The 21,679-nt window shown below is 40.5% G+C and carries 26 protein-coding genes and 1 pseudogene; 19 read left to right on the top strand and 8 right to left on the bottom strand.

What is annotated here, in order from left to right:
• The first annotated feature begins 42 nt into the window (after nucleotides 1-42).
• From greA to mtnN, 3 genes are all read left to right on the top strand, one after another.
• Nucleotides 43-537 carry a transcription elongation factor GreA gene (gene greA / locus AC3II9_RS13005; RefSeq protein ID WP_391372298.1) on the top strand — a complete coding sequence of 165 codons (495 nt, stop codon included), beginning with the start codon at nucleotides 43-45 and terminating at the stop codon, nucleotides 535-537.
• A gap of 144 nt (nucleotides 538-681) precedes the next feature.
• Entirely contained in the window at nucleotides 682-1,359 is a 678-nt protein-coding gene (locus tag AC3II9_RS13010) for a YrrS family protein (RefSeq protein WP_489156052.1), read from the top strand.
• A 64-nt stretch (nucleotides 1,360-1,423) separates the two neighbouring features.
• The gene (mtnN, locus tag AC3II9_RS13015) at nucleotides 1,424-2,116 is read left to right on the top strand and encodes a 5'-methylthioadenosine/S-adenosylhomocysteine nucleosidase (protein ID WP_489156053.1); all 693 of its coding nucleotides are present in this window, start codon (nucleotides 1,424-1,426) and stop codon (nucleotides 2,114-2,116) included.
• 242 nt (nucleotides 2,117-2,358) lie between these two features.
• On the opposite strand, the gene sigK is transcribed toward mtnN, so the two are convergent.
• Both sigK and pssA read right to left on the bottom strand, forming a co-directional pair.
• Nucleotides 2,359-3,045, bottom strand: a complete 687-nt coding sequence (gene sigK / locus AC3II9_RS13020) for an RNA polymerase sporulation sigma factor SigK (RefSeq protein WP_489156094.1) — start codon at nucleotides 3,043-3,045, stop codon at nucleotides 2,359-2,361.
• Between the two features lie 151 nt (nucleotides 3,046-3,196).
• Complete coding sequence (pssA, locus tag AC3II9_RS13025; protein WP_431027274.1) at nucleotides 3,197-3,736, bottom strand: CDP-diacylglycerol--serine O-phosphatidyltransferase; 540 nt, start codon at nucleotides 3,734-3,736, stop codon at nucleotides 3,197-3,199.
• Nucleotides 3,737-3,888: 152 nt separating this feature from the next.
• Between pssA and AC3II9_RS13030 the strand changes: the two genes are divergently transcribed.
• The 12 genes from AC3II9_RS13030 (at nucleotide 3,889) to AC3II9_RS13085 (ending at nucleotide 14,083) form a co-directional block, all read left to right on the top strand.
• Nucleotides 3,889-4,671 carry a phosphatidylserine decarboxylase gene (locus AC3II9_RS13030; protein WP_489156055.1) on the top strand — a complete coding sequence of 261 codons (783 nt, stop codon included), beginning with the start codon at nucleotides 3,889-3,891 and terminating at the stop codon, nucleotides 4,669-4,671.
• A complete protein-coding gene (locus AC3II9_RS13035) occupies nucleotides 4,671-5,219 on the top strand; it encodes a YqeG family HAD IIIA-type phosphatase (protein WP_489156057.1) in 549 nt (182 codons plus the stop codon). The genes AC3II9_RS13030 and AC3II9_RS13035 overlap by 1 nt, the downstream gene beginning before the upstream one ends.
• A gap of 90 nt (nucleotides 5,220-5,309) precedes the next feature.
• Nucleotides 5,310-6,413 (top strand): ribosome biogenesis GTPase YqeH, encoded by a 1,104-nt coding sequence (gene yqeH, locus AC3II9_RS13040; RefSeq protein ID WP_489156059.1) that lies wholly within the window; start codon nucleotides 5,310-5,312, stop codon nucleotides 6,411-6,413.
• A gap of 39 nt (nucleotides 6,414-6,452) precedes the next feature.
• A complete protein-coding gene (gene aroE, locus AC3II9_RS13045; protein ID WP_489156060.1) occupies nucleotides 6,453-7,283 on the top strand; it encodes a shikimate dehydrogenase in 831 nt (276 codons plus the stop codon).
• A gap of 5 nt (nucleotides 7,284-7,288) precedes the next feature.
• The gene (gene yhbY, locus AC3II9_RS13050; protein ID WP_489156062.1) at nucleotides 7,289-7,594 is read left to right on the top strand and encodes a ribosome assembly RNA-binding protein YhbY; all 306 of its coding nucleotides are present in this window, start codon (nucleotides 7,289-7,291) and stop codon (nucleotides 7,592-7,594) included.
• Nucleotides 7,595-7,605: 11 nt separating this feature from the next.
• Nucleotides 7,606-8,184: a nicotinate-nucleotide adenylyltransferase gene (locus tag AC3II9_RS13055; protein WP_489156063.1), complete on the top strand. Its 579-nt coding sequence runs from the start codon at nucleotides 7,606-7,608 to the stop codon at nucleotides 8,182-8,184.
• Complete coding sequence (gene yqeK / locus AC3II9_RS13060) at nucleotides 8,162-8,725, top strand: bis(5'-nucleosyl)-tetraphosphatase (symmetrical) YqeK (RefSeq protein WP_489156065.1); 564 nt, start codon at nucleotides 8,162-8,164, stop codon at nucleotides 8,723-8,725. The genes AC3II9_RS13055 and yqeK overlap by 23 nt, the downstream gene beginning before the upstream one ends.
• A 3-nt stretch (nucleotides 8,726-8,728) precedes the next feature.
• Nucleotides 8,729-9,076 (top strand): ribosome silencing factor, encoded by a 348-nt coding sequence (gene rsfS, locus AC3II9_RS13065; protein WP_489156067.1) that lies wholly within the window; start codon nucleotides 8,729-8,731, stop codon nucleotides 9,074-9,076.
• Nucleotides 9,073-9,810: a class I SAM-dependent methyltransferase gene (locus tag AC3II9_RS13070; RefSeq protein ID WP_489156068.1), complete on the top strand. Its 738-nt coding sequence runs from the start codon at nucleotides 9,073-9,075 to the stop codon at nucleotides 9,808-9,810. Before rsfS ends, AC3II9_RS13070 begins: the two co-directional genes overlap by 4 nt.
• A 396-nt stretch (nucleotides 9,811-10,206) precedes the next feature.
• Nucleotides 10,207-10,809: a helix-hairpin-helix domain-containing protein gene (locus tag AC3II9_RS13075; RefSeq protein WP_489156070.1), complete on the top strand. Its 603-nt coding sequence runs from the start codon at nucleotides 10,207-10,209 to the stop codon at nucleotides 10,807-10,809.
• Nucleotides 10,810-11,238: 429 nt separating this feature from the next.
• Nucleotides 11,239-11,814 (top strand): ComE operon protein 2, encoded by a 576-nt coding sequence (locus AC3II9_RS13080; protein WP_489156072.1) that lies wholly within the window; start codon nucleotides 11,239-11,241, stop codon nucleotides 11,812-11,814.
• Complete coding sequence (locus AC3II9_RS13085; protein ID WP_489156074.1) at nucleotides 11,792-14,083, top strand: DNA internalization-related competence protein ComEC/Rec2; 2,292 nt, start codon at nucleotides 11,792-11,794, stop codon at nucleotides 14,081-14,083. Before AC3II9_RS13080 ends, AC3II9_RS13085 begins: the two co-directional genes overlap by 23 nt.
• A gap of 66 nt (nucleotides 14,084-14,149) precedes the next feature.
• On the opposite strand, the gene AC3II9_RS13090 is transcribed toward AC3II9_RS13085, so the two are convergent.
• On the bottom strand, nucleotides 14,150-14,320 hold the full coding sequence (locus AC3II9_RS13090) for a YqzM family protein (RefSeq protein WP_391372343.1): 171 nt from the start codon (nucleotides 14,318-14,320) through the stop codon (nucleotides 14,150-14,152).
• A gap of 168 nt (nucleotides 14,321-14,488) precedes the next feature.
• On the opposite strand from AC3II9_RS13090, the gene holA reads away from it, so the two are divergent.
• The gene (holA, locus tag AC3II9_RS13095) at nucleotides 14,489-15,502 is read left to right on the top strand and encodes a DNA polymerase III subunit delta (protein WP_489156075.1); all 1,014 of its coding nucleotides are present in this window, start codon (nucleotides 14,489-14,491) and stop codon (nucleotides 15,500-15,502) included.
• A gap of 95 nt (nucleotides 15,503-15,597) precedes the next feature.
• Here the strand turns inward: holA and rpsT are convergent, their stop codons facing one another.
• Nucleotides 15,598-15,846, bottom strand: coding sequence for a 30S ribosomal protein S20 (gene rpsT / locus AC3II9_RS13100; RefSeq protein ID WP_391372348.1), 249 nt, complete (start codon nucleotides 15,844-15,846; stop codon nucleotides 15,598-15,600).
• Between the two features lie 164 nt (nucleotides 15,847-16,010).
• On the opposite strand from rpsT, the gene gpr reads away from it, so the two are divergent.
• From gpr to lepA, 3 genes are all read left to right on the top strand, one after another.
• Nucleotides 16,011-17,030: a GPR endopeptidase gene (gene gpr, locus AC3II9_RS13105; protein WP_489156077.1), complete on the top strand. Its 1,020-nt coding sequence runs from the start codon at nucleotides 16,011-16,013 to the stop codon at nucleotides 17,028-17,030.
• 55 nt (nucleotides 17,031-17,085) lie between these two features.
• Complete coding sequence (spoIIP, locus tag AC3II9_RS13110; protein ID WP_489156079.1) at nucleotides 17,086-17,892, top strand: stage II sporulation protein P; 807 nt, start codon at nucleotides 17,086-17,088, stop codon at nucleotides 17,890-17,892.
• Nucleotides 17,893-18,182: 290 nt separating this feature from the next.
• The gene (gene lepA, locus AC3II9_RS13115; protein WP_489156081.1) at nucleotides 18,183-20,009 is read left to right on the top strand and encodes a translation elongation factor 4; all 1,827 of its coding nucleotides are present in this window, start codon (nucleotides 18,183-18,185) and stop codon (nucleotides 20,007-20,009) included.
• Between the two features lie 459 nt (nucleotides 20,010-20,468).
• On the opposite strand, the gene AC3II9_RS13120 is transcribed toward lepA, so the two are convergent.
• The 4 genes and pseudogenes from AC3II9_RS13120 to AC3II9_RS13135 all read right to left on the bottom strand — a co-directional run.
• Nucleotides 20,469-20,633, bottom strand: a complete 165-nt coding sequence (locus AC3II9_RS13120; RefSeq protein ID WP_489156083.1) for a hypothetical protein — start codon at nucleotides 20,631-20,633, stop codon at nucleotides 20,469-20,471.
• Between the two features lie 102 nt (nucleotides 20,634-20,735).
• Nucleotides 20,736-20,879: pseudogene (locus tag AC3II9_RS13125) on the bottom strand (tyrosine-type recombinase/integrase); the annotation flags it as partial.
• A 27-nt stretch (nucleotides 20,880-20,906) separates the two neighbouring features.
• Complete coding sequence (locus AC3II9_RS13130; RefSeq protein ID WP_489156084.1) at nucleotides 20,907-21,125, bottom strand: hypothetical protein; 219 nt, start codon at nucleotides 21,123-21,125, stop codon at nucleotides 20,907-20,909.
• 355 nt (nucleotides 21,126-21,480) lie between these two features.
• Nucleotides 21,481-21,679 (bottom strand): hypothetical protein (locus tag AC3II9_RS13135; protein WP_489156086.1); only part of this gene is annotated, 199 nt, incomplete at its 5' end.

The raw sequence follows: 21,679 nt of genomic DNA on the forward strand, positions 1-21,679 counted from the left end.
GTGTATAGTAATGTTTTCAAGCATGATGAAGGAGTGAGTATTTTGTCGAACGAAAAACAATACCCAATGACGTTAGACGGGAAAGCAAAATTAGAAGAAGAATTAGAATTTTTAAAAACGGTTAAACGTAAAGAAGTAGTAGAGCGTATTAAAATCGCACGTTCTTTCGGTGACCTTTCAGAGAACTCAGAGTACGATTCAGCTAAAGAAGAGCAAGGCTTTGTAGAAGGTCGTATTTCAACGATTGAATCGATGCTTCGTAATGCCTTAATTATTTCTGACGAACAAAATGATGATACAGAGCTTTTAGTATCACTTGGTCGTACGGTAACATTTGACGTATTAGAAGATGGCGAACCAGAGGGCGAGCCAGAATCATATAAAATTGTCGGTTCTGCAGAAGCAGATCCAGCAGAAGGCCGTATTTCAAATGACTCACCAATGGCAAAAGCATTAATGGGTCATAAAGTCAGCGACAAAGTAAAGCTGACAACACCAGGCGGAGATATGGAAGTAGTTATTTTAGAAATTAAATAATAGTAAAAAGTTGTTTCTGTCGTTAAGCAGGAACAACTTTTTTAATGCTTGATAGGGGTAATTATTTCTAGTAGGAGAGTTAAGCTTTCTAATAGGCAACGGTTGTGAGTATTGATAAAATAGTGAGATGTAAGGGGGAGCTACATGGATAAAAAGGAAATGGAGTATTTAAACCGTTCTCAAGAAAATACACGTACGAAGAGACGTAAAGAAGATAAAATGAATCGCGTTTTAAATTATTTAATTGCACTCGTTTCGGCGCTAATTGTGATTAGTTTATTTATAATTTTTACAATGCAGGATGATGATGATGAGGTAGTTGAAGAAGTACAAACGGAGGAAACGTCTTCAGAAACAGAAAACGAATCTTCTAGCGTAGTAGATGAAACGGAGGAAACAACGAAAGAGCCATCAGAGCCAAGTAATGTGGATGAACCAGAAGTACAAGAAGAGACGTTAGAAAATAATCCCCAATCAAACGTCGTCAATGCATCAGACAATCCACTTGTTGATGAAGTCTGGACAAGTGAAACATGGCAGCCATATGCGACGGCACAAACAGGTGAGCATCGTTCGACTTTTGACACAAATCATATTGACTATCAAGAAAAATTAGGGGCTATTTTTTCCGTTGTACCAATCAATGAACAAGAAGGGATCATCTGGTCGGTCAAAAATAATGGGAATGCACAATCCGCTATCGCTGTCATTTCATCAAATGATAAAGTGCAAAAATACCGCGTGACAATTGAATGGGTAGAGCAACAAGGTTGGAAACCAATACAAGTTGAGGTGCTAAATACGCTCGATGGGACATATTAACTTGACATAGATTGCTTCGATTGATTATGTTAAGTAGAGTGTTTTGAAATGGAGGAAATGATGAATGAAAATCGCTGTAATCGGTGCAATGGAGCAAGAAGTAGAGCTTCTACGTAACACACTAACAAATACAGAAACGCAAACAATTGCAAATAGCGAGTACACAACAGGTACTTATGAAGGAAAAGAAGTCGTTCTTCTTAAAAGTGGAATTGGTAAAGTGAATGCAGCCATGTCTACAACGATTTTACTGGATACATTCAAGCCGGATGTTGTCATCAATACAGGCTCAGCAGGTGGCTATGATCCAGCGTTAGAAGTAGGGGCTGTTGTGATTTCAGACGAGGTACGTCATCATGATGTCGATGTCACAATTTTTGGCTACGAGATGGGTCAAGTTCCTCAACTGCCAGCTGGTTTTCAAGCGGATGCAAAATTAATGGAAGTAGCGAAAGAGGCAGTTATGGAAGTAGGCGAGCACCAATACGGTGTTGGTTTAATCTGTTCAGGTGACTCATTTATGAATGATCCTGTTCGTGTTGAGAAAGTACGAGAATACTTCCCGCACATGAAAGCAGTTGAAATGGAAGCAGCAGCAGTAGCTCAAGTTTGCCATCAATTTGGCACGCCGTTCGTTGTAATTCGCGCATTATCTGATATTGCGGGCAAAGAGTCCAACATTAGCTTTGACGAGTTTTTACCAGTCGCAGCGAAGCACTCCACAGCGATTGTGTTAAAAGCAATCGAAAAACTGTAGGTAACAAGCGTAAAGTGTTAAAAAACTCACAGTCTTTTTTTCTCTGACATGATACGATGATATCAATTACTACGCCATAAAGCGGGATAAACTCAGTGCATGGAGGAGGCATAAAGCATGGTTTTTTTAATGACAATGGCAATGGGGATTACAGCCGTACTGATGTTACTCATTACGGCAGATGTAGCAGAAAATAAATATTAAAAAAAGCGCGTTTAAAGCCAAAGCTTTAAATGCGCTTTTTAGGTTTGTTGATGCTTAAATTGTTGATACAGTTTGACAAGTGCCCTTTTTTCAATACGAGATACATAGCTTCTAGAAATAGAAAGCTGATTAGCAATTTCTTTTTGTGTTAACGGTCTGACGTTGTTTAACCCGTAACGTAACTTAATAATTTCAAGTTCTCGCGCATCCAATACTTGTAAATATTTATAAAGTTGTTGATGGCGTTCGCGTTCTTCAATTTGGTCAATCGTTGGTTTTTCATCGAATTGAAGTAAATCTCGAATTTGCAATGCTTGCCCGTCTTTATCTATACCAATAGGCTCAAATAAAGACACATCTTTTTGTACTTTTTTCTGTGCACGTAAATGCATTAAAATCTCATTTTCGATACAACGTGCAGCATAAGTGGCGAGCCGTGTTTTTTTGTTTGGTGTAAAACTAGCTACGGCTTTCATTAAGCCAATTGTGCCGATTGAAATATAGTCATCTAATTGCTCATGTGGTGGATGGAATTTTTTCACAACGTGTGCAACAAGTCGCATATTGCGTTCGATTAATTCAAGTCGTGCTTGCTCGTCGCCTGCTAAAAACCGTTCAAGTACTTGCTGTTCTTCTTCGCGTGTGAGCGGTTTAGAAAACGCCTGCCCCTTTAAATAACCAACAAGTGAAGGGAAGTCTAGCCACAGCTGAAGAAGTGAAAGCATGATGCCCACAACAGCCATCCTTTCCTTTTTTTCAGTATATGTCGAAAGGTGGCGTAAAATGAAAGAAGCCGTCTAAAAGACAATTTAAGACGGCTTTTTTGCGACGAAGATGGTGTCCGGACAGTCTTCACTTTCTCAACACCCCCTCCTATTAGACTTTCTTTAATGTGAATGTACTAATCATTAGGATAGCTAAAACCGGGAAGAAAAACATGTAAAAGACCGGTGACACAACATGTGCAAAGAAGAATGAAAAGGTAAGCAGTGTACCAGCAGCGGTAATGGGTAAACCGACAAAATAACCAGTCGATTCCATTACGTTAAAGCGAGCTAAGCGAAGCGCACCACAAGCGATGTATAAAATCGCCATAAACATCCCGGCAACGCCAAAATCCATTAATGCGATTTCATACATTAATAGCGCTGGGGCTACACCAAACGATATAATATCGCCCATCGAATCGAGCTGTTTCCCTAATTCGGATTCTTGATTATATTTTCTTGCTACTTTGCCATCGTAGCGGTCTAAAAACGCGGCAATAAAAATAAATAAAACACTATAGCTATACAACTCGTTTAATGTGGCCATAATGGCAGCTCCACCAAACGACATGTTTAATATTGTAATTAAATTGGCGGCGTTCGATTTAATTTTCTTCAAGGTAACATCGACCTTGTGGAGAAGAAACATAGGAAGCACTCCTTTGCACTTTACTATTATTTTATTATACTCTGAAATGAATGCAGATGGAAAGCGGTTCTCTATCAATTATAAGAAAACTACTTTTCATCACATGAAATAACATTTATAATTACTTTTTATTATATCATGGGGGTACTTGGATGAAAGAAAGAATTTATCAAGGGATGATTGAACTTACTAACGGCAGGGGCAGCTCAGCCTTCTTGAAAAAAATTGCAACATCACCATATAGTAAAAAGCTTATTCGTAGCTACAGTAAAGTATACGAGATTAACATAGATGAGGTTTCAAAAAATATAGAGAGTTTTACAAATCTGCATGAATTTTTTACCCGTTCATTAAAGCTAGACGCACGTCCCATTGCACAAGGAGAAACGGTATTTGCGAGTCCCGTCGATGCAAAAATTGAGGCGTTTGGTGATATTGTTGATAGTATGACATTAACGGTAAAAAATAAACCTTATTCGCTCGTCGATCTACTTGGCAGTGAACGAATGGCAGCGAACTACCGAGACGGAAAATATATTGTGTTTTACTTAAGTCCGGCTGATTATCATCGTATTCATAGCCCAATTGATGCGGAAGTAGTACGGCAATATGTGTTAGGACGAAAATCGTATCCGGTCAATCGACTTGGCTTAACATACGGCAAGAAACCGATTAGCCATAATTATCGTATGATTAGTGAGTTGGCATATTCCCCGCATCGCCAGGCAGCATTCATTAAAGTGGGTGCTACGTTTGTCAATTCCATTCAGTTAACAAATGTAACGGACGTTTGGACAAAGGGCGAAGAGGTTGGGTATTTTACATTTGGTTCAACAGTTGTCATGTTATTTGAAGAAAATGCAATTGAGTTTCATGAAAATGTTGTACAAGGCTATCCTATTCGTATGGGTGAAGCGTTTGCAAATATGTTATAATGTTAAATTATGAACGTAAGGGAGATTTTGGTTTGTATAATTTCTTATTGCCAGATGAATTTGTATCGACAGTATACGAAATAACGCCTGAAAAGCTAAAAGCACAAGCAATACGCGGCGTGATTACAGATTTAGATAATACACTAGTCGAGTGGGATCGTGCTGACGCGACAGAAGAACTTGCAGCGTGGTTTAAAATGATGCAAGAAGCTGGTATTCGTATTGTGATTGCATCCAATAATAACGAGGAACGTGTAAAAAGCTTTGCGGAGCCTTTAGGTATTCCGTATATTCATCGAGCGAAAAAACCACTAGGCAGTGGCTTTTACCAAGCACTTGTAACCTTAAAATTAAAGCGTGAAGAAGTCGTGATGGTAGGCGATCAACTATTAACAGATGTCATGGGTGCAAAACGTCAAAAACTGTACACGATTTTAGTCCGTCCGGTTGCCCAGTCGGATGGCTTTGTGACGCGCTTTAATCGTTTTGTGGAGCGTCGTGTGTTTAATGATTTAAAACGAAAAGGGATTAAAACTTGGGACAAATAAGAAGATACGTCTTGTTATTTTTCCATAAGTGAGGACAGCATGTTGCGCCATTTGGCACAAGATGTGTGTTACTAAGGAGGATTTACAATAATGAACGAAATGCCAAATTGTATTGGCTGTGGAGCAGTAATTCAAACAGAAGATCAAACGGCGGTAGGGTATGCGCCTGTCTCATCCCTCGAAAAAGAAACAGTGATTTGTCAACGCTGTTTTCGTTTAAAAAATTACAATGAAATTCAACCAGTTAGCTTAACGGATGACGATTTTTTACGCATTTTAAACGGCCTTGGACAGCAAGAAGGCTTAATCGTAAAAATTGTCGATATTTTTGACTTTAACGGTAGTTGGTTGCCGGGTCTTCACCGCTTTGTAGGGAAAAATCCTGTATTGCTTGTTGCCAATAAGGCAGACTTATTGCCGAAATCAGTGAAAGCAAATAAAGTGATTAACTGGTTAAAACGTGAAGCAAAAGCGCTTGGTTTAAATCCAGTAGATGTCATGCTTGTATCAGCACATAAAGGCAAAGGGATGGCTGAAGTCGTCGATGCCATTGAAGCTCATCGTAACGGGAAAGATGTATTTGTTGTAGGCTGTACAAATGTGGGGAAATCAACATTTATTAACCGCATTATTAAGCGTGCGACAGGGGAGGGCGAAGTAATTACGACGTCTCATTTCCCAGGCACAACGCTTGATATGATCGAAATCCCACTTGATGATGGATCAGCGTTGTATGATACACCGGGCATTATTAACCATCACCAAATGGCACATTACTTAGATGCGTCTGAGTTAAAATACATTATGCCGAAAAAAGAAATTAAACCAAAAGTGTATCAGCAAAATGAGGGACAAACATTATTTATCGGTGCACTTGCCCGTTTTGATTTTGTAAAGGGCGAGCGTTCGGCATTTACAGTACATGTAGCGAATGATTTACCAATTCACCGAACAAAGCTTGAAAAGGCAGATACTTTATATGCAGAGCATAAGGGCGAGCTGTTAGCACCACCGACAGCACAGCATATCGATCAACTACCAGAGCTTGTTCGCCATGAATTTTCGATTAAAGAGGGGAAAACAGACGTTGTATTCTCTGGGCTTGGCTGGATTACGGTGCAACATGCCAATGTTGTCGTGGCTGCTTATGCACCAAAAGGCGTACAAGTATTCATTCGCCCGTCGTTAATTTAATTGCAAGTTGTACAAGTCATGTGAAAAGGATGAGTGTAGATGAAAAAATGGTTTGCGGTTATTGGAGATCCGATTGCACAATCTAAATCTCCGGATATGCATAATGCATGGTATATGGAAGCAGGTGTGGACGCGGCTTATATTCCCGTTCATGTGAAACCTGAACATTTAGAGCAGGCGGTGGCATCGTTTAAGCTACTTGGCACAAGTGGTTGGAACGTCACAATTCCCCATAAACAAACAATCATTCCATTTTTAGATGAGTTAGATGAGTTAGCAGAGAAAATGGGTGCCGTAAATACCGTTGTACGGACAGCAGAAGGCAAATTAAAAGGCTACAATACAGACGGTGTAGGTTTTGTTCGGTCGCTAGAAGAAGCGGTCGGGACAACTCATCGTGATGAGCCATTGCTGTTAATCGGTGCTGGTGGGGCAGCGCGCGGGATTGCGTTTGCGCTGCAACAAGCAGGCTATACAAAAATTACAATTGCCAATCGTACAGTCGCAAAAGCTCAAGCGATTATTGATGAGATGCAAACGGGTCGTGCAATATCGATGCAAGAAGCAGAAAGTACGCTTCATACATTTAAAATATTTGTACAAACAACACCAGCCGGAATGACAACAGGGGATTTTGACTTACCATTTTCCCTGGAAAAGTTCCCGACAGGCGCAATTGCGGCAGATATTGTGTATAATCCATTAATGACGCCTTTTTTACTAGCGGCTGAGGAAAAAGGGGCGAAAATTGTGAACGGACTTGGTATGTTCGTACACCAAGGGGCGATAGCGTACGAGCATTGGCTCGGCTCTTCCCCCAATACAAATGCAATGATTGCTCATCTGACAGAGCAATTAGGAGGAAAATAATTTTTATGTTAACAGGTAAACAAAAACGTTTTTTACGTGCTGAGGCACATCATTTAGATCCGATTTTCCAAGTAGGGAAAGGTGGCGTAAACGATGCAATGTTACGCCAATTACGTGACGTATTAGAAGCACGTGAATTAATTAAAGTACGTATTTTAGATAACTGTGAAGAAGATAAGCATGAGGTAGCGCAAGAATTAGCGCGTGGCACGCGTGCGGAATTAGTCCAATTAATTGGTTTAACAGTCGTACTGTATAAAGAATCGCGCAATAACAAAAAAATCATACTACCAAAAGCAAATAAAAAGTAAGGTGAAGCTAGATGAAAAAGGTCGGTATTTTGGGTGGTACATTTAATCCACCGCATATCGGACATTTAATGATGGCAAATGAAGCTTATCATGCATTAGGGTTAGATGAAGTGCGCTTTATGCCGAATGCTATTCCACCACATAAGGAATCAAGCGGCGCAACAGACGAACAGCGAAAGAAAATGGTGGCGCTTGCGATTGCTGACGTGCCGTATTTTGTACTGGAAACGTTTGAGCTAAGACGAGGTGGTTTATCGTATACATATGATACGATGCAGGCACTGACAAAATCTGAACCGAATGTGCAATTTTATTTCATCATCGGCGGTGATAGTATCGATTCTCTTCACACATGGTACTGCATTGATCAATTGGTACACATTGTACAATTTGTCGGGTTTAAGCGGCCGGGAAGTGAAGGAACGACACATTATCCGATGACGATGGTGGATGCACCTCAAATCGACCTTTCATCTACTTTACTGAGAGAGCGTCTCGCTCGTGGCGGTACAGTTCGTTATTTAGTACCGGAGCAAGTAGAGGCATTTATTCGAAAGGAAGGGTTATATGGAGCGAGAACATTTGCTTGATTATATCCGTCCACGAATGCCAGAAAAGCGTTATATTCATACGCTTGGTGTGATGGAAACAGCGATAGTACTGGCAAACCGCTATGGTGAGGATGTTAAAAAAGCTGAAATGGCAGCGATTTTACATGACGTAGCAAAATTTGAAGATGAAGAAGGCATGCGCGATATTGTACGTCATAATGGATTAGATGAGCGCTTAATTCCATGGGGTGCTGAAATCTTACATGGCCCCATTGCCGCGTATCGTGCAGAGCATGAGTTAGGCATTCAAGATGAAGATGTATTAAATGCGATGCGTTACCATACAACGGGACGAGTAAATATGAGCAAATTAGAGCAAATTATTTATATTGCCGATATGATTGAACCGAATCGCAAATTTAATGGGGTAGAGGCGTTACGTGAAATAGCGAAGGAAGACTTAACAAGAGCAATGCGTGCATGCATTTATCATTCTGTGAAGTTTTTAGTCGATACGGAACAAGCGATTTATCCGCTATCAATTGAGTGTTATAACCACTATTTAGGAGAGGAACTTTAATATATGAACGAAACGTTATTACAAATTTCTTATAAAGCAGCAGACGATAAACACGCGGAGGATATCGTGGTGCTAAACATGCAAGGGATTTCTTTGCTAGCAGATTATTTTATCATCTGTCACGGGAATTCTGACCGTCAAGTACAAGCCATTGCACGTGAAATCCAAGAAAAAGCAGAAGAGAACGGCTACGCAGTAAAACGTATGGAAGGGTTTGATTCAGCTCGATGGATTTTAGTTGACCTTGGGGATGTAGTGGCACACGTATTCCATAAAGATGAGCGTGGATTCTACAACTTAGAACGTTTATGGGGAGACGCACCTCAGTTAGAAGTGTCGGAAAATGAATGAGTAGCTACGAACGTTTTGCCTATGTGTATGACGAACTCATGACAGATATTCCATATGATGAATATGTTGAATGGATTCAATTGCATGCACCGATCACAGAATATCCGACACTATTAGATATCGGCTGTGGAACAGGTACGCTAACAATGAAGTTATATGACGCAGGGTATAAAGTGAGTGGCATTGATCTTTCGGAGGAAATGTTATCCGTCGCACAAGCACGTGCGCAAGAAAGCGGAAAAAACATTCCTTATTTTGCAATGTCAATGGATGAAATAGAAGGTTTTCATGCATTAGATGTAGCGATTATTCCAATCGATTCTATTAATTATGTAACAGAGGAAGTTGCTGTTTTTGAGACACTCAAACGTACTTATGAGGCATTGCGTCAAGGCGGCCAACTGTTTTTTGATGTGCATTCCTTATTTAAAATGGACGAAATCTTTTTAGATGGTCCGTTTACATATGATGATGGGCGTGTGACGTATATTTGGCATACAGAACCGGCAGAGTATGAACACTCCGTCTATCATCAAATGAGTTTCTTTGTGGAAACGGAAAACGGCTTATACGAGCGCTTTGACGAGGAACATTTACAGCGTACATTTTCCGTAGAACAATATGTCAAGTGGCTACAGGAACTAGGTTTTGCAGAAGTACATGTAACAGCTGACTGGTCATTCGAAGCACCAGAGGAAGAAAGTGAACGTATTTTTATCCGAGCAGTAAAATAATAGCGAACGGGGTGTCCAAACAGTTTTTACTTTTTGGACACCCCGTTTCTTTTTATTTAAATCAGTTCATTTTCTAGCAGAACGATTGACTGTAAAATCAGAGTTTATATTTTGGTTGAAAAATGTAGGCTTTTGACCGGATATGGTGGCTTTATGCCCGTATGCCGCTTGTTTATGCTCGGATACGGTAGGCTTATGCCCGTATAGCGAGTACTTTTGCCCGGATACGGCAAGGTTATGCCCGTATGCCATGACATTATAATGCTAAATTAGCGAATTCCCTCTTTTAAAAAGACAGAATTTTTTGTATATTAAAAGAGACTCCATATGATGTTGCCTTCTAGATGAAAGGGTGTTTGCGTTATCCAAAATCTAATTGCAAAGTATGGAAAAAGAGTGCTGCTGCCTAGCATTCTTTGTGTCACTGGTATCATCGCATTTACATTTTTACGAGAAGAGGAAGAACCCTCTTTTGAATTCATTACTGAAGTGGAACAGAAGCCGATTGAAGTCGTTGCACAAGAAATAGAAGTGGAACAGCAACCACAGCGTATTTTAGTCGATGTGAAAGGCGCAGTGAACTATCCTGGGGTGTATGAATTGACGGAAGCAGATCGCGTTGTCGATGCGATTACGCTAGCTGGTGGCTATGTGGACGGTGCGAATGCGCAGCTTATTAATCACGCACAAAAGCTGCAAGACGAAATGGTCATTTATATTCCGCTTGAGGGACAAGAGACGGAGCTAGACATTCAACAGTTTATTAGTAGTGCTAGTAGTTCCAGTGCTAGCAATGCTAATAGTGGGAAAGTAAATATTAATACAGCAGATGAAACGCAACTGACAACGCTCCCTGGAATTGGACCTGCTAAAGCAAAAGCCATCATCGCTCACCGAGATGAGCACGGAAAGTTTCAGGCAATCGACGGATTAAAAAATGTTACAGGAATTGGGGACAAAACATTTGAACAGTTGAAAGATTTGATTGATATAAAGTGAAACTTCAGTTAGTAGGCATTTTGTAACTGTTGTTTTCCTTTTGGAACAGATAAATTATGGTCTGTTAATGCAAGATAAACTAAATCAGATGTGTTGATTATCAAAATATTTTCTGTATAGAAGCGTGTTTTTTAGTAAAACGTGATTAACAATGACTTGCCAGTTGATTGTAGCGGAATCGGTGAGACTCCTACGGGAATAGCATGGGCTGAAGACCCCGCAGGAGCGAGGTACGAGCGACGAGGAGGCTGAAGCCATGCCCGTGGAAAGCGAGCCGAATGGAGCGGAAATCAACGTTTCACACGATTCTATGAATAATAAAAGGTCAATCAACCAACGTGAAAATAAATAGTAATTGAAAAATTGAGACATTGCCACGCGCGCGCATTTTGACTAAACTATCAATAAGACCACATTGGAGGTAGTCATATGGAGCGAATTACATGGGATCAATTTTTCATGGCACAAAGCCATTTACTAGCATTACGAAGCACATGTACGAGATTAGCAGTTGGTGCAACGATAGTGAGGGAAAAACGTATTATTGCCGGCGGTTATAATGGCTCGATTTCCGGTGATGAACACTGTATCGATCAAGGATGTTACGTAGTCGATAATCATTGTGTTCGCACAATTCACGCTGAAACAAATGCCTTATTACAGTGTGCCAAATACGGTACACCAGCGAACGGTGCAGATCTTTACGTTACACATTTCCCATGTCTACCGTGCACGAAAACGATTATTCAAGCGGGTATTAAAAATGTGTACTATGCAAAGGATTATAAAAACAATCCATACGCCCTTGAACTGTTTGAAAAAGCAGGGGTTCATGTCGTACATATTCCGTTTGACGATGCGAAAATTGACTTTTTAAAAGATGAAAAGTTCCAATTAGCGCTCGACATGTTGCAAAAAATGCGTGAGCTTGGTGTTTCGGTAGAAGAATTGGCCCCTTATGAGGAGAAGGTGAACCAATTATTTGGTAAATTACTTCAAGCATAAATGGGTGTACTATGCCTTATCGGTTTTAGTTGCTGCAGTAGCAGCACATGAATCGGTAGGGCTTTTGTGTTTTTTAGGGGGAATAAGTGCTTGGTGTTGGTACCGAGGGTTTCAAAAAGTGCATGTTGTGGCGGTGATTGCGGTTGGGCTACTGACATGTAGTTATTTTAGCTGGCAGTTAGCAAAGTTAGAAAAGCCGCTAACATTCCCGGCGACCATGATGTTGACAGATACGTACACCATAAACGGAGCCACATTAAGAGGGCTGATCAAAGATGAGCAGGGGCGGCTCGTGTATATGGTGTACACATTTCAAACAGAAAGCGAGAAAAAGGCGTATGAAAGTACGTCACTTGCTCGCACGGTCTTTTATGTAGAAGGAAATATAGAGGAGCCGAGTGAACGCGCGCATCGCTATCATTTTGATATGAGCGACTATTTAAAAAGCAAAGGGGCAATCGGGATTGTAGACGTGTCAACGCTTCAACCGATTGGTCAGAAGAAATCATTTGTACAGCGCATTTACGAGCAACGTTTTATACTAAGTGGGCATATCGAGAGTGTGTTTCCAGCGTCGCTAGCGGCAGAAGCACAAGCATTAATTATCGGTGTAAAAGATCAAGTAGCTGATGATATTAACCGGGCGTATCAGAAGCTTGGGATTACTCATTTATTTGCGATTTCAGGTTTGCATGTAGCCCTGCTGTCACTGTTATTTTTCCAAGGGATGCTAAGGCTACGTGTAAGGCGCGAGTTGGCGACGCTTGCTTTAATTCTTATTTTACCGATATATGCACTGCTAGCGGGCGGGGCACCGTCTGTGTGGCGTGCTGTATCAGTCGTAGAATTTGTTATGCTCGCCCGCTATTTGAACTGGCGCTTGCCAATTGACGATGCATTAGCGATTAGCTTTATTGTGTTCGTCATACTCCAGCCAGGTACTATCTATCAAGTCGGCTTTCAGCTATCTTACTTAGCGACGGCTAGCTTAATCTATTCGGGCCCTATTTTAGCAAGAGCAAGCTCGTGGTGGATGCAGGGTTTTCTCATAACGTTCGTTTGTCAGCTCTTAACGTATCCCATTTTACTGTCTCATTTTTATGAGCTGAGTTTATCGTCATTTCTAGCGAATATTGTATTTGTGCCACTTTTCTCTGTTGTCATATTACCTGTGAATATCGCATTGCTTGTCATTTCCTTTATACCGGGTCCCTTTGCTAGCTGGTGCTTTGCCTTGTATGAGCCCGTGCGTTCATGGCTAACGGAAGTCATCTTATTTTTGCAAAATATCCCGTATCAAATGTGGGTAGCAGGAAAACCGTCAACCGTTTGGATGCTGATTTTATATGGCAGCGTTTTTGTGACATTTCTATTATTAACGAAAGGGGCGAGGCTGTGGAAAGTAGGGGTCGCTTTATTGATCCCTGCGCTGTTATTTCAGCTCAGCCATTATGCAGAGCGAGATGTGATCGTTACGTTTATCAATGTTGGACAAGGAGATTGCGTTTTAATTGAGCTGCCACACCGTCAAGCCGTTTATATGGTGGATACGGGGGGCGTGCTGCGTTTTCAGCAAGAAGCATGGAAGCAGCGAAATAATGCCTATGAGGTCGGTACGCAAATTGTACTACCGTATTTAAAAGGAAAGGGGATTTCATCGCTCGATACATTAATCATTACACATGCAGATACAGATCATGTGGAAGCAGCAGAGGAAATCGTAAAAGAAATACCCATCGGAGAAATTCATATTACACCAGGGTCTCATACAAAAGAAGTCATGCGTGATTTACTCAGCGAAGCGCAACGAAAACGTATACCCATTCAAGAACAAATAGCCGGTGCGGTTTGGCAAAAGGGAGAGGTAGCATTTCGTTATATATGGCCGGTAGAGACACATTATGAAGGGAATAATGACTCCCTTGTTTTATTTATGCAGTATAAGGCATTTACAGCGTTATTTACGGGTGATTTGGAGAAAGAGGGGGAACAAGACCTCCTTGCACGTGAAGGGGCTAAAATCGCCAATATAGACGTATTAAAAGCAGGGCATCATGGTAGTAAAACATCGAGTAGTGAAACATTTGTTGCGCATGTGAATCCGCGGTTAACGATTTTTATGGCGGGTCAAAACAATCGGTACGGGCATCCGCACGCAGAAGTCGTGGAACGATTCCAATCGCGCAATTTGCGATATATCGTCACAGGGGAGGAAGGGACGATAGAAGTGAAGGTGAATCAAAAGGGAATGAGCGTGCGTAAACAATAATGAAATAGTAAAAGGGCGTATCTTAAAAGATGTTGTTTTAAGATACGCCCTTTCGGATAAGTAAAATTAACGCATAGCTACTTCTACGATCATCGCGATGACGAACATAGTAACGAAGAAACCAGTTGACACGGCGAAACCGATAGCTGCATCAGGGAAGTCGTTGCCTTGCATTGCACGACCGCGGCCTTCGAATGGATTTTCAGTTACGTAATTTGGATCAGAATGTCCTGCCATAATTATCCCTCCTACTCTTGTTCAATTATAAGTCAATGCCTAGTAAAAAGCTATATACAAAGCGATAATTTCACGACTAGTCTGATAGTGATTTTGCCTTAAAATATTCACATTCCTGACGGTTAAAGTGTATACTAGAACTTACAAAAATGAGAGGGGGCTCTGTCCGTGAGTTTTACAAAAGTATGGCAAAATATAAAGAGCGGGCAAATCGCACCTGTATATTTACTCGTTGGCGAAGAATCTTATTTTATTGATGAAACGGTCAAGCGTTTAAAAAAAGCAATGGGCAATGAAGAGGAAGCGGATATTATTCAATTTGATTTAGAGGAACAGCCGCTCGATTATGTCATCGATGAAGCAGATACCATTCCGTTTTTCACAGACCGTAAACTTATTATCGCCAAAAACGCCTCGTTTATGAAAGCAACTGAAAAAGGAAAAGAAAAAATAGACCATAATGTGGCGCGGCTTGAAACATGGTTAAGTAATCCAAGTGATACAGCCGTTACGGTATTTATCGCGCCGTATGAAAAATTAGATGAACGAAAAAAAGTAACAAAGTTAATGAAGTTAAAAGCGCTAACGCTTGAAGCCGTCACGCCGCAAGAAAATGATTTATATGTGTGGCTTCAAACAGAGGTACAAGCATACGGCAAAACGATCACAGAAGCAGCGTCTGTGAAGCTAGTTGAGATGGTTGGGGCAAACATGTTACAGCTGCAAATGGAAATCGAAAAACTGGCGCTGTATTTAGGCGAAGAAGTAGAAATTGATGTCGCACTTGTGGAAGACTTAGTCGCGAAGACACTTGAACATGATGCCTTTAAAATGCTTAAAGCGTATTTAGCCCACAATCAGGCAGAAGCTTTGTCGATTTATCACGATTTACTTCGTCAAAAGGAAGAGCCGATTGCATTAGTCGGACTACTTGCCTCTAATATTCGAACGATGAGCAATGTGTTTTATTTAAGTAAAAAAGGCTACTCACAGCATCAAATTGCCAAGCATTTAAAAATCCACCCGTATCGTGTGAAAATGATGCTAGAGCAACGTCAGAAGCCGTCAGAGCATCGACTATTGCAAGCTTTATACAGTTTAGCGAACGTTGATTTACAATTAAAATCAGTAAGCGGCAATCGGGAACGTTTCCTTGAAATGTTTTTAATGAAGCCGTTATAAAGCCTCGAAAGCTTACAGAAAGATACCCCTTTCTGTAGGCTTTTTTGCATGTAAAAAGGCCGGATGCAAATGCATTCCGACCTTAAGCTTCACTATTAAGCTTTTTTAGCTAAACGTGATTTTTTACGAGAAGCTGCGTTTTTGTGGATAAGACCTTTAGAAACAGCTTTATCAAGAGCTTTAGAAGCAGCAACTACTAATTCTTGTGCGTTGTCAGCACCAGCAGCGATTGCTAGTTCAGCTTTCTTCACAGTTGTACGCATAGCAGACTTCGCTTGAGAGTTTGCTTCGTTTGCTTTAGCAGCAACTTTAACGCGTTTGATAGCAGATTTAATGTTTGGCATAACTTTCACCTCCTAATTATAGGTACGAGATGAGTATTTTCTCACTTATTTCATGTGTCAATACAACAAAAATCATTCTACCAAACGACAACGAGAATTGCAACACATAAATGCAAAGAATATTTACTTGACAGTTAGAACATACTAAAATTTGAGGTGAGAACATGACAGAAATCAACTGGAGTAGAACCGATTTAATCGATGAATCTGAGCAAGTCGTTGCCCATCAAACCCAGAAAAACAAGCGTACACTCGAGGAAACAGCGGGTGTTATTTTAGAAGAATGGGATGAGCAACGCGTAAAAGTGACGAGGGTAACAGTAAACGAGGAAGGCAGTAAGCAAATCGATAAAAAAGTGGGAACATATATCACATTATCAATTCCTTCTTTGACAGTAGATGATACAGACGGCTTACAGCAACTCGAAAAAGTGCTGTCAAAACATTTAAAATCTCTACATGAACCGCTAAAAATCGGTAAACAAGATCGAGTTTTAGTGATTGGTCTTGGCAATAAAACAATTACACCAGACGCCATCGGACCATTTGCCATCGATGCGATGCAAAGGCAATTTGAAGAAGAACGTAATGAACAATTTATTATGTATGCACCTGGTGTCACAGGACAATCAGGATTCGAAACGAAGGAGTTTGTCGAAGCACTTGTCAATAAAATCAATCCGGCGCTCGTCATCGTCATTGATGCATTAGCGACTCGCTCAAGCGAACGACTATGCCGAACAATCCAAATAACAGACACAGGGATTCACCCAGGCTCAGGTGTAGGGAATGAACGAGCAGAAATTTCAAAGGAATCGCTCGGGGTGCCTGTCACGGCAATCGGTATTCCAACTGTGGTGGAGGCGACCGTATTATTAGCGGATGCGATTGATACGGTATTTCGTACAATTGCGGGGAAGATTGCAGAAAAAAATGCCCCTTCTAGTAAATTATCTGTCACATCATGGCAACCAAGTGCTTCTACCCCAATCGATTATGAACTAGTAAAACCTATTTTTGGGGAATGGTCCACTTGGACGAAAGCAGATCGTGTGCAATTATTGCAAGAAGTTTTTCATAGTCGAGAGCGTCTCATTGTCACGCCGAAAGAATGCGATATTTGGTTGACACACTACGCTTTGCTCGCAAGCAATAGTTTATTTAGATGGATTAAAGCGACGTAAAAAATCGTTCTAAACGCATCATCTTCTCCATAGGATAGGGGGAGGAGATGGTGCTATGAATAATATAAAAGGATTTATACTATTTCTGTCGTTGCTATTTTTAATGCCCATCATTATTGGGCAATTGCCATTCCCGAATAATGAACATCTATCAGCCCCAGTACAAAAGGAACAAAAGCTTGTGTATGCATCTACGAATCCGAGTCCTAGCCCTAATCTAGCTACTACCCCGACAGATAAACGTATTTTACTAGTATTTACACACTCCCATGAATCTTATAAGCCAATTGTGAAAGCAAACAGTGGCACGGAAGCCAATTATGATGAACAATTTAATATTTTTTCACTCCGTCAACAAATGGAGCAGTATTTTTTAGCGCAAGGCATTGAGGCGAAAAGTTTAGAAGTCGACTTAATGGCAGAAAATTTAGCGCAAGGCAAGAAAATTGCGCAAGCTTATCACACAGCGCGTCCGTTTATTGAAAAGGCGATTGCAACGGAGCCGTATGATTTAGTCATTGATTTTCATCGAGATTCAGTAGGGAAAAAGGGCACAACGTTAGTCAATGGGGATACGAGTTATGCCAAAGTAGCGTTTGTTGTCGGGATGGAACATGAAAATTATCGTTGGAATTTATCACAATCTGAAAAGTTGCACGCCCATTTAAATGAACTGATGCCAGGGATTTCACGCGGTGTAATGAAGAAAGAGGGCGAAGGGGTAGATGGTGTATACAATCAAGATTTAGCGAAAGAAATGATTTTAGTCGAGTTAGGTGGCATCGACAATACGGAGCAAGAATTAACACAAACACTGGATGTCTTGACGGAAGCCGTAGGAAAATTACTAACTAGTGAGTAATTTTGTCTACGAGCACAGAAAATGCTTTCAAAATATAGAAATTCGTACATGTTTTGTACACTCCAACATTGCTAAAATGGGGTTTTCATTGCTATAATTCAGTATAGTTTAAATTCGTTCAGCCAAATGTTCACTGAGACAGCAGTGAAACGTAGAGCCTTTTAGCTCTTTTGGTGAGTTTAAGTACTTGCTGAATGAAGAGGGCGCCTTTGGTAATCAGTCTAGCGTGTTGCACCATGTACGTAGACATCTTAGCCGAGGCGGAATTGATATAGGAGTGGAACAAATACATGAACCGAGAAGAACGTTTAAAGCGTCAAGAGAATATCCGTAATTTCTCTATTATTGCGCATATTGACCACGGGAAGTCAACTTTAGCTGACCGTATTTTAGAATCAACAAAATCCGTTACACAACGTGAAATGAAATCGCAACTGCTCGATTCCATGGACTTAGAGCGTGAACGTGGAATCACGATTAAATTAAATGCTGTACAACTAAACTATACGGCAAAAGACGGGGAAACTTATACGTTCCACTTAATCGACACACCAGGACACGTCGATTTTACGTATGAAGTATCGCGTTCATTAGCTGCTTGTGAAGGGGCTATTTTAGTTGTTGACGCTGCACAAGGCATTGAAGCGCAAACATTAGCGAACGTTTACTTAGCGCTTGATAATGACCTTGAAATTTTACCGGTCATTAACAAAATCGACTTACCAGCAGCCGATCCAGACCGTGTTCGCCAAGAAATTGAAGATGTCATTGGACTCGATGCATCTGAAGCTGTGCTTGCCTCTGCCAAAGCTGGTATCGGCATTGAAGATATTTTAGAGCAAATCGTAGAAAAAGTACCTGCGCCAACTGGAGACCCGGATGAGCCACTACAAGCGCTGATTTTCGACTCTGTGTACGATGCGTATAAAGGGGTTATTATTTCGATTCGTATTATGAACGGTACAGTAAAACCTGGTGATAAAATTAAAATGATGGCAACAGGTGCTGAGTTTGAAGTAATCGAAGTGGGGATCCACACACCAAAAGCGACGCCGCAAAAAGAGTTAACCGTTGGGGACGTAGGATACTTAACCGCATCGATTAAAAACGTAGCCGATACACGTGTGGGGGATACAGTGACTTCTGCCGTAAAGCCAGCTACAGAGCCGCTACCAGGTTATCGTAAATTAAACCCAATGGTATACTGCGGTTTATATCCAATCGATACAGCGAAGTACAACGATTTACGTGAAGCATTAGAAAAGCTAGAGTTAAATGACTCGGCACTACAATACGAGCCAGAAACGTCTCAAGCGCTAGGCTTTGGTTTCCGCTGTGGTTTCTTAGGCTTATTACACATGGAAATTATCCAAGAGCGTATCGAGCGTGAGTTTAATATTGACTTAATTACAACAGCGCCATCGGTAATTTACGAGGTGCATATGACAGATGGTAGTTCGATTAAAATCGATAACCCTTCGATGATGCCAGATCCACAAAAGATTGATCGTATTGAAGAGCCTTATGTAAAAGCAATCATTATGGTGCCAAACGATTATGTTGGAGCGGTTATGGAGCTTTGCCAGCTGAAGCGCGGGAACTTCATTGGTATGGATTATATTGATACAACACGTGTGAGCATTCAATATGAAATGCCATTAGCAGAAATCGTCTATGATTTCTTCGATTATCTAAAATCAAATACAAAGGGCTATGCGTCATTTGATTACGAATTAATCGGCTACAAGCCATCGAAGCTTGTGAAGATGGATATTTTACTAAATGGTGAAACAGTCGATGCACTCAGCTTCATCGTGCACCGCGACTTCGCATACGAGCGTGGGAAAGTCATCGTAGAAAAATTAAAAGAACTAATCCCTCGTCAACAATTCGAGGTACCAGTGCAAGCAGCGATCGGTCAAAAAATTATTGCTCGCTCAACAATTAAATCAATTGGTAAAAACGTATTAGCAAAATGTTACGGCGGTGACATTTCGCGTAAACGTAAATTACTTGAAAAGCAAAAAGCCGGTAAAAAACGCATGAAGCAAGTCGGATCGGTTGAAGTTCCGCAAGAGGCATTTATGGCTGTATTGAAGATGGATGATACGAAGTAATCCAGTTATATCAACGTTTAGATGGCTTTGTTATAATTAAAAAATAACAGTTTGGATGGGGATTGCCACCAATGTACCACCGCATTGAAATTTTTATAATTTCCATGCGGTGGAGTAAAATACGTCGGCGGCACTCCTCACCATTTTTCTGTTAGATATACATAACGATTTTCAGTGATGGCTGCGCGGCTATGACCGAGTCGTTTTTATCCATTTTTACATACAAAATCATGATTAGGATCTTTCTGGTTATGTTTACTTTATCCCAATTGAGTAGTTGTTTTCTGTTTCTTTGCCGCTTTTAAAATATTTAATAGATTATTACCAAATGGTATTGTTGGATAACCAGAAGTTGTTTTCGGTAGTCTGACTTTCCACTCATATTTCTTTTTGCCCCGTTTTTATTGCTATCATTTGCTATTCAATCTTGATAGTCTTGTCGTTAAAATTTATATGTTTCTATGCTAGATCACACACTTCACCTACACGTATCCCACAATGTAAACCGATATGGAAAGGTAAATAAAATAGGTATTCAGGACCAAGTGCAGCATTGATTTTGCTAAGATTTTTAGCAGACTGTATTTTTAAATCCTCTTTTGTTTGCCTTTTATTATCATCCATTATAATTTCTACATACTGCATAGGGTTTTCATTGATGTATTTGTAAGAGGAAACTGCGTGCCTTAATGATTGATTTAAGATTCCATATATAATACGCACTGTTTAGCGAGCTAGTCCCTCACGCACTTTACTGTTAATCAGTTGCTGTAACACGTGGGGCGTTAAAGATTTAAGTTTGTACTTACCGATGTTAGGTAGGATATGCAGGCGAATAGTGCTTTCATAGTTATATTGCGTATTTTCTCCGCATCGAAGAGCTACGTATTCCTTTTGCTAAAACATTAAAAAGTCGTGTACTGTCATTTCCGAAGATTTATATACCGAGCCTGCATTTTTATATTCACTAATCTTTCGACGTAATACTGCTTCTGCCTCCGCTTTTGTCTGTGCTCCTTCAGCTGGTGCTTCATGTTTCTTACGTTTACCACCTACTATGCCCATATCAAAATAGTAGTACCGAGTTTTACCACGTTTAAGAACGCCACCTGGCATAAAAATTTCTCCTTTCAATTTGAACTTATAAAGAAACATCAGCAAATCGCTCTTTTTTTATTTTGCACATAAAAAATACGTAAAGTTTTTCACAACTACAACTGTGGAGAACAAGAGGGAATCTAAGCTAACAAGAAGCTGTTATTAATCTTACATTTAAATAAGTACAAGCCCATTACCTTATTGGTAGCGGGCTTTTTCAAAAGATAAGAAAGTATAAAACTTTTCTAGTTTAAAGAGTGTCTAGCTCCAGCGCGAGCTCCTCGTGACGTTTCGAAAGGCTCTTCGTGTGGTAAGCACACTGTGAGCCTTTCTCCAACGCATGTCGGGGCTAGAGAGGGCGCTTGCGCTTTTCTTAAATTGTCGGTATCCGACAATAATTATGACGGACACCGACAGAAAAAAGTAGTAATACATAAAGGTAAATTTCGGAAAAACCTTGTTTATTTTCACCATCGATGTTAGTAAGATAGAAATAACCCGGGTGTGATGCATTTGCTATAGCAGGTAAAGTACAATTTAAAGAAACGTATCTAGTAGGCTTATTGAAATTG

The organism is Lysinibacillus sp. RU7, assembly GCF_057837305.1.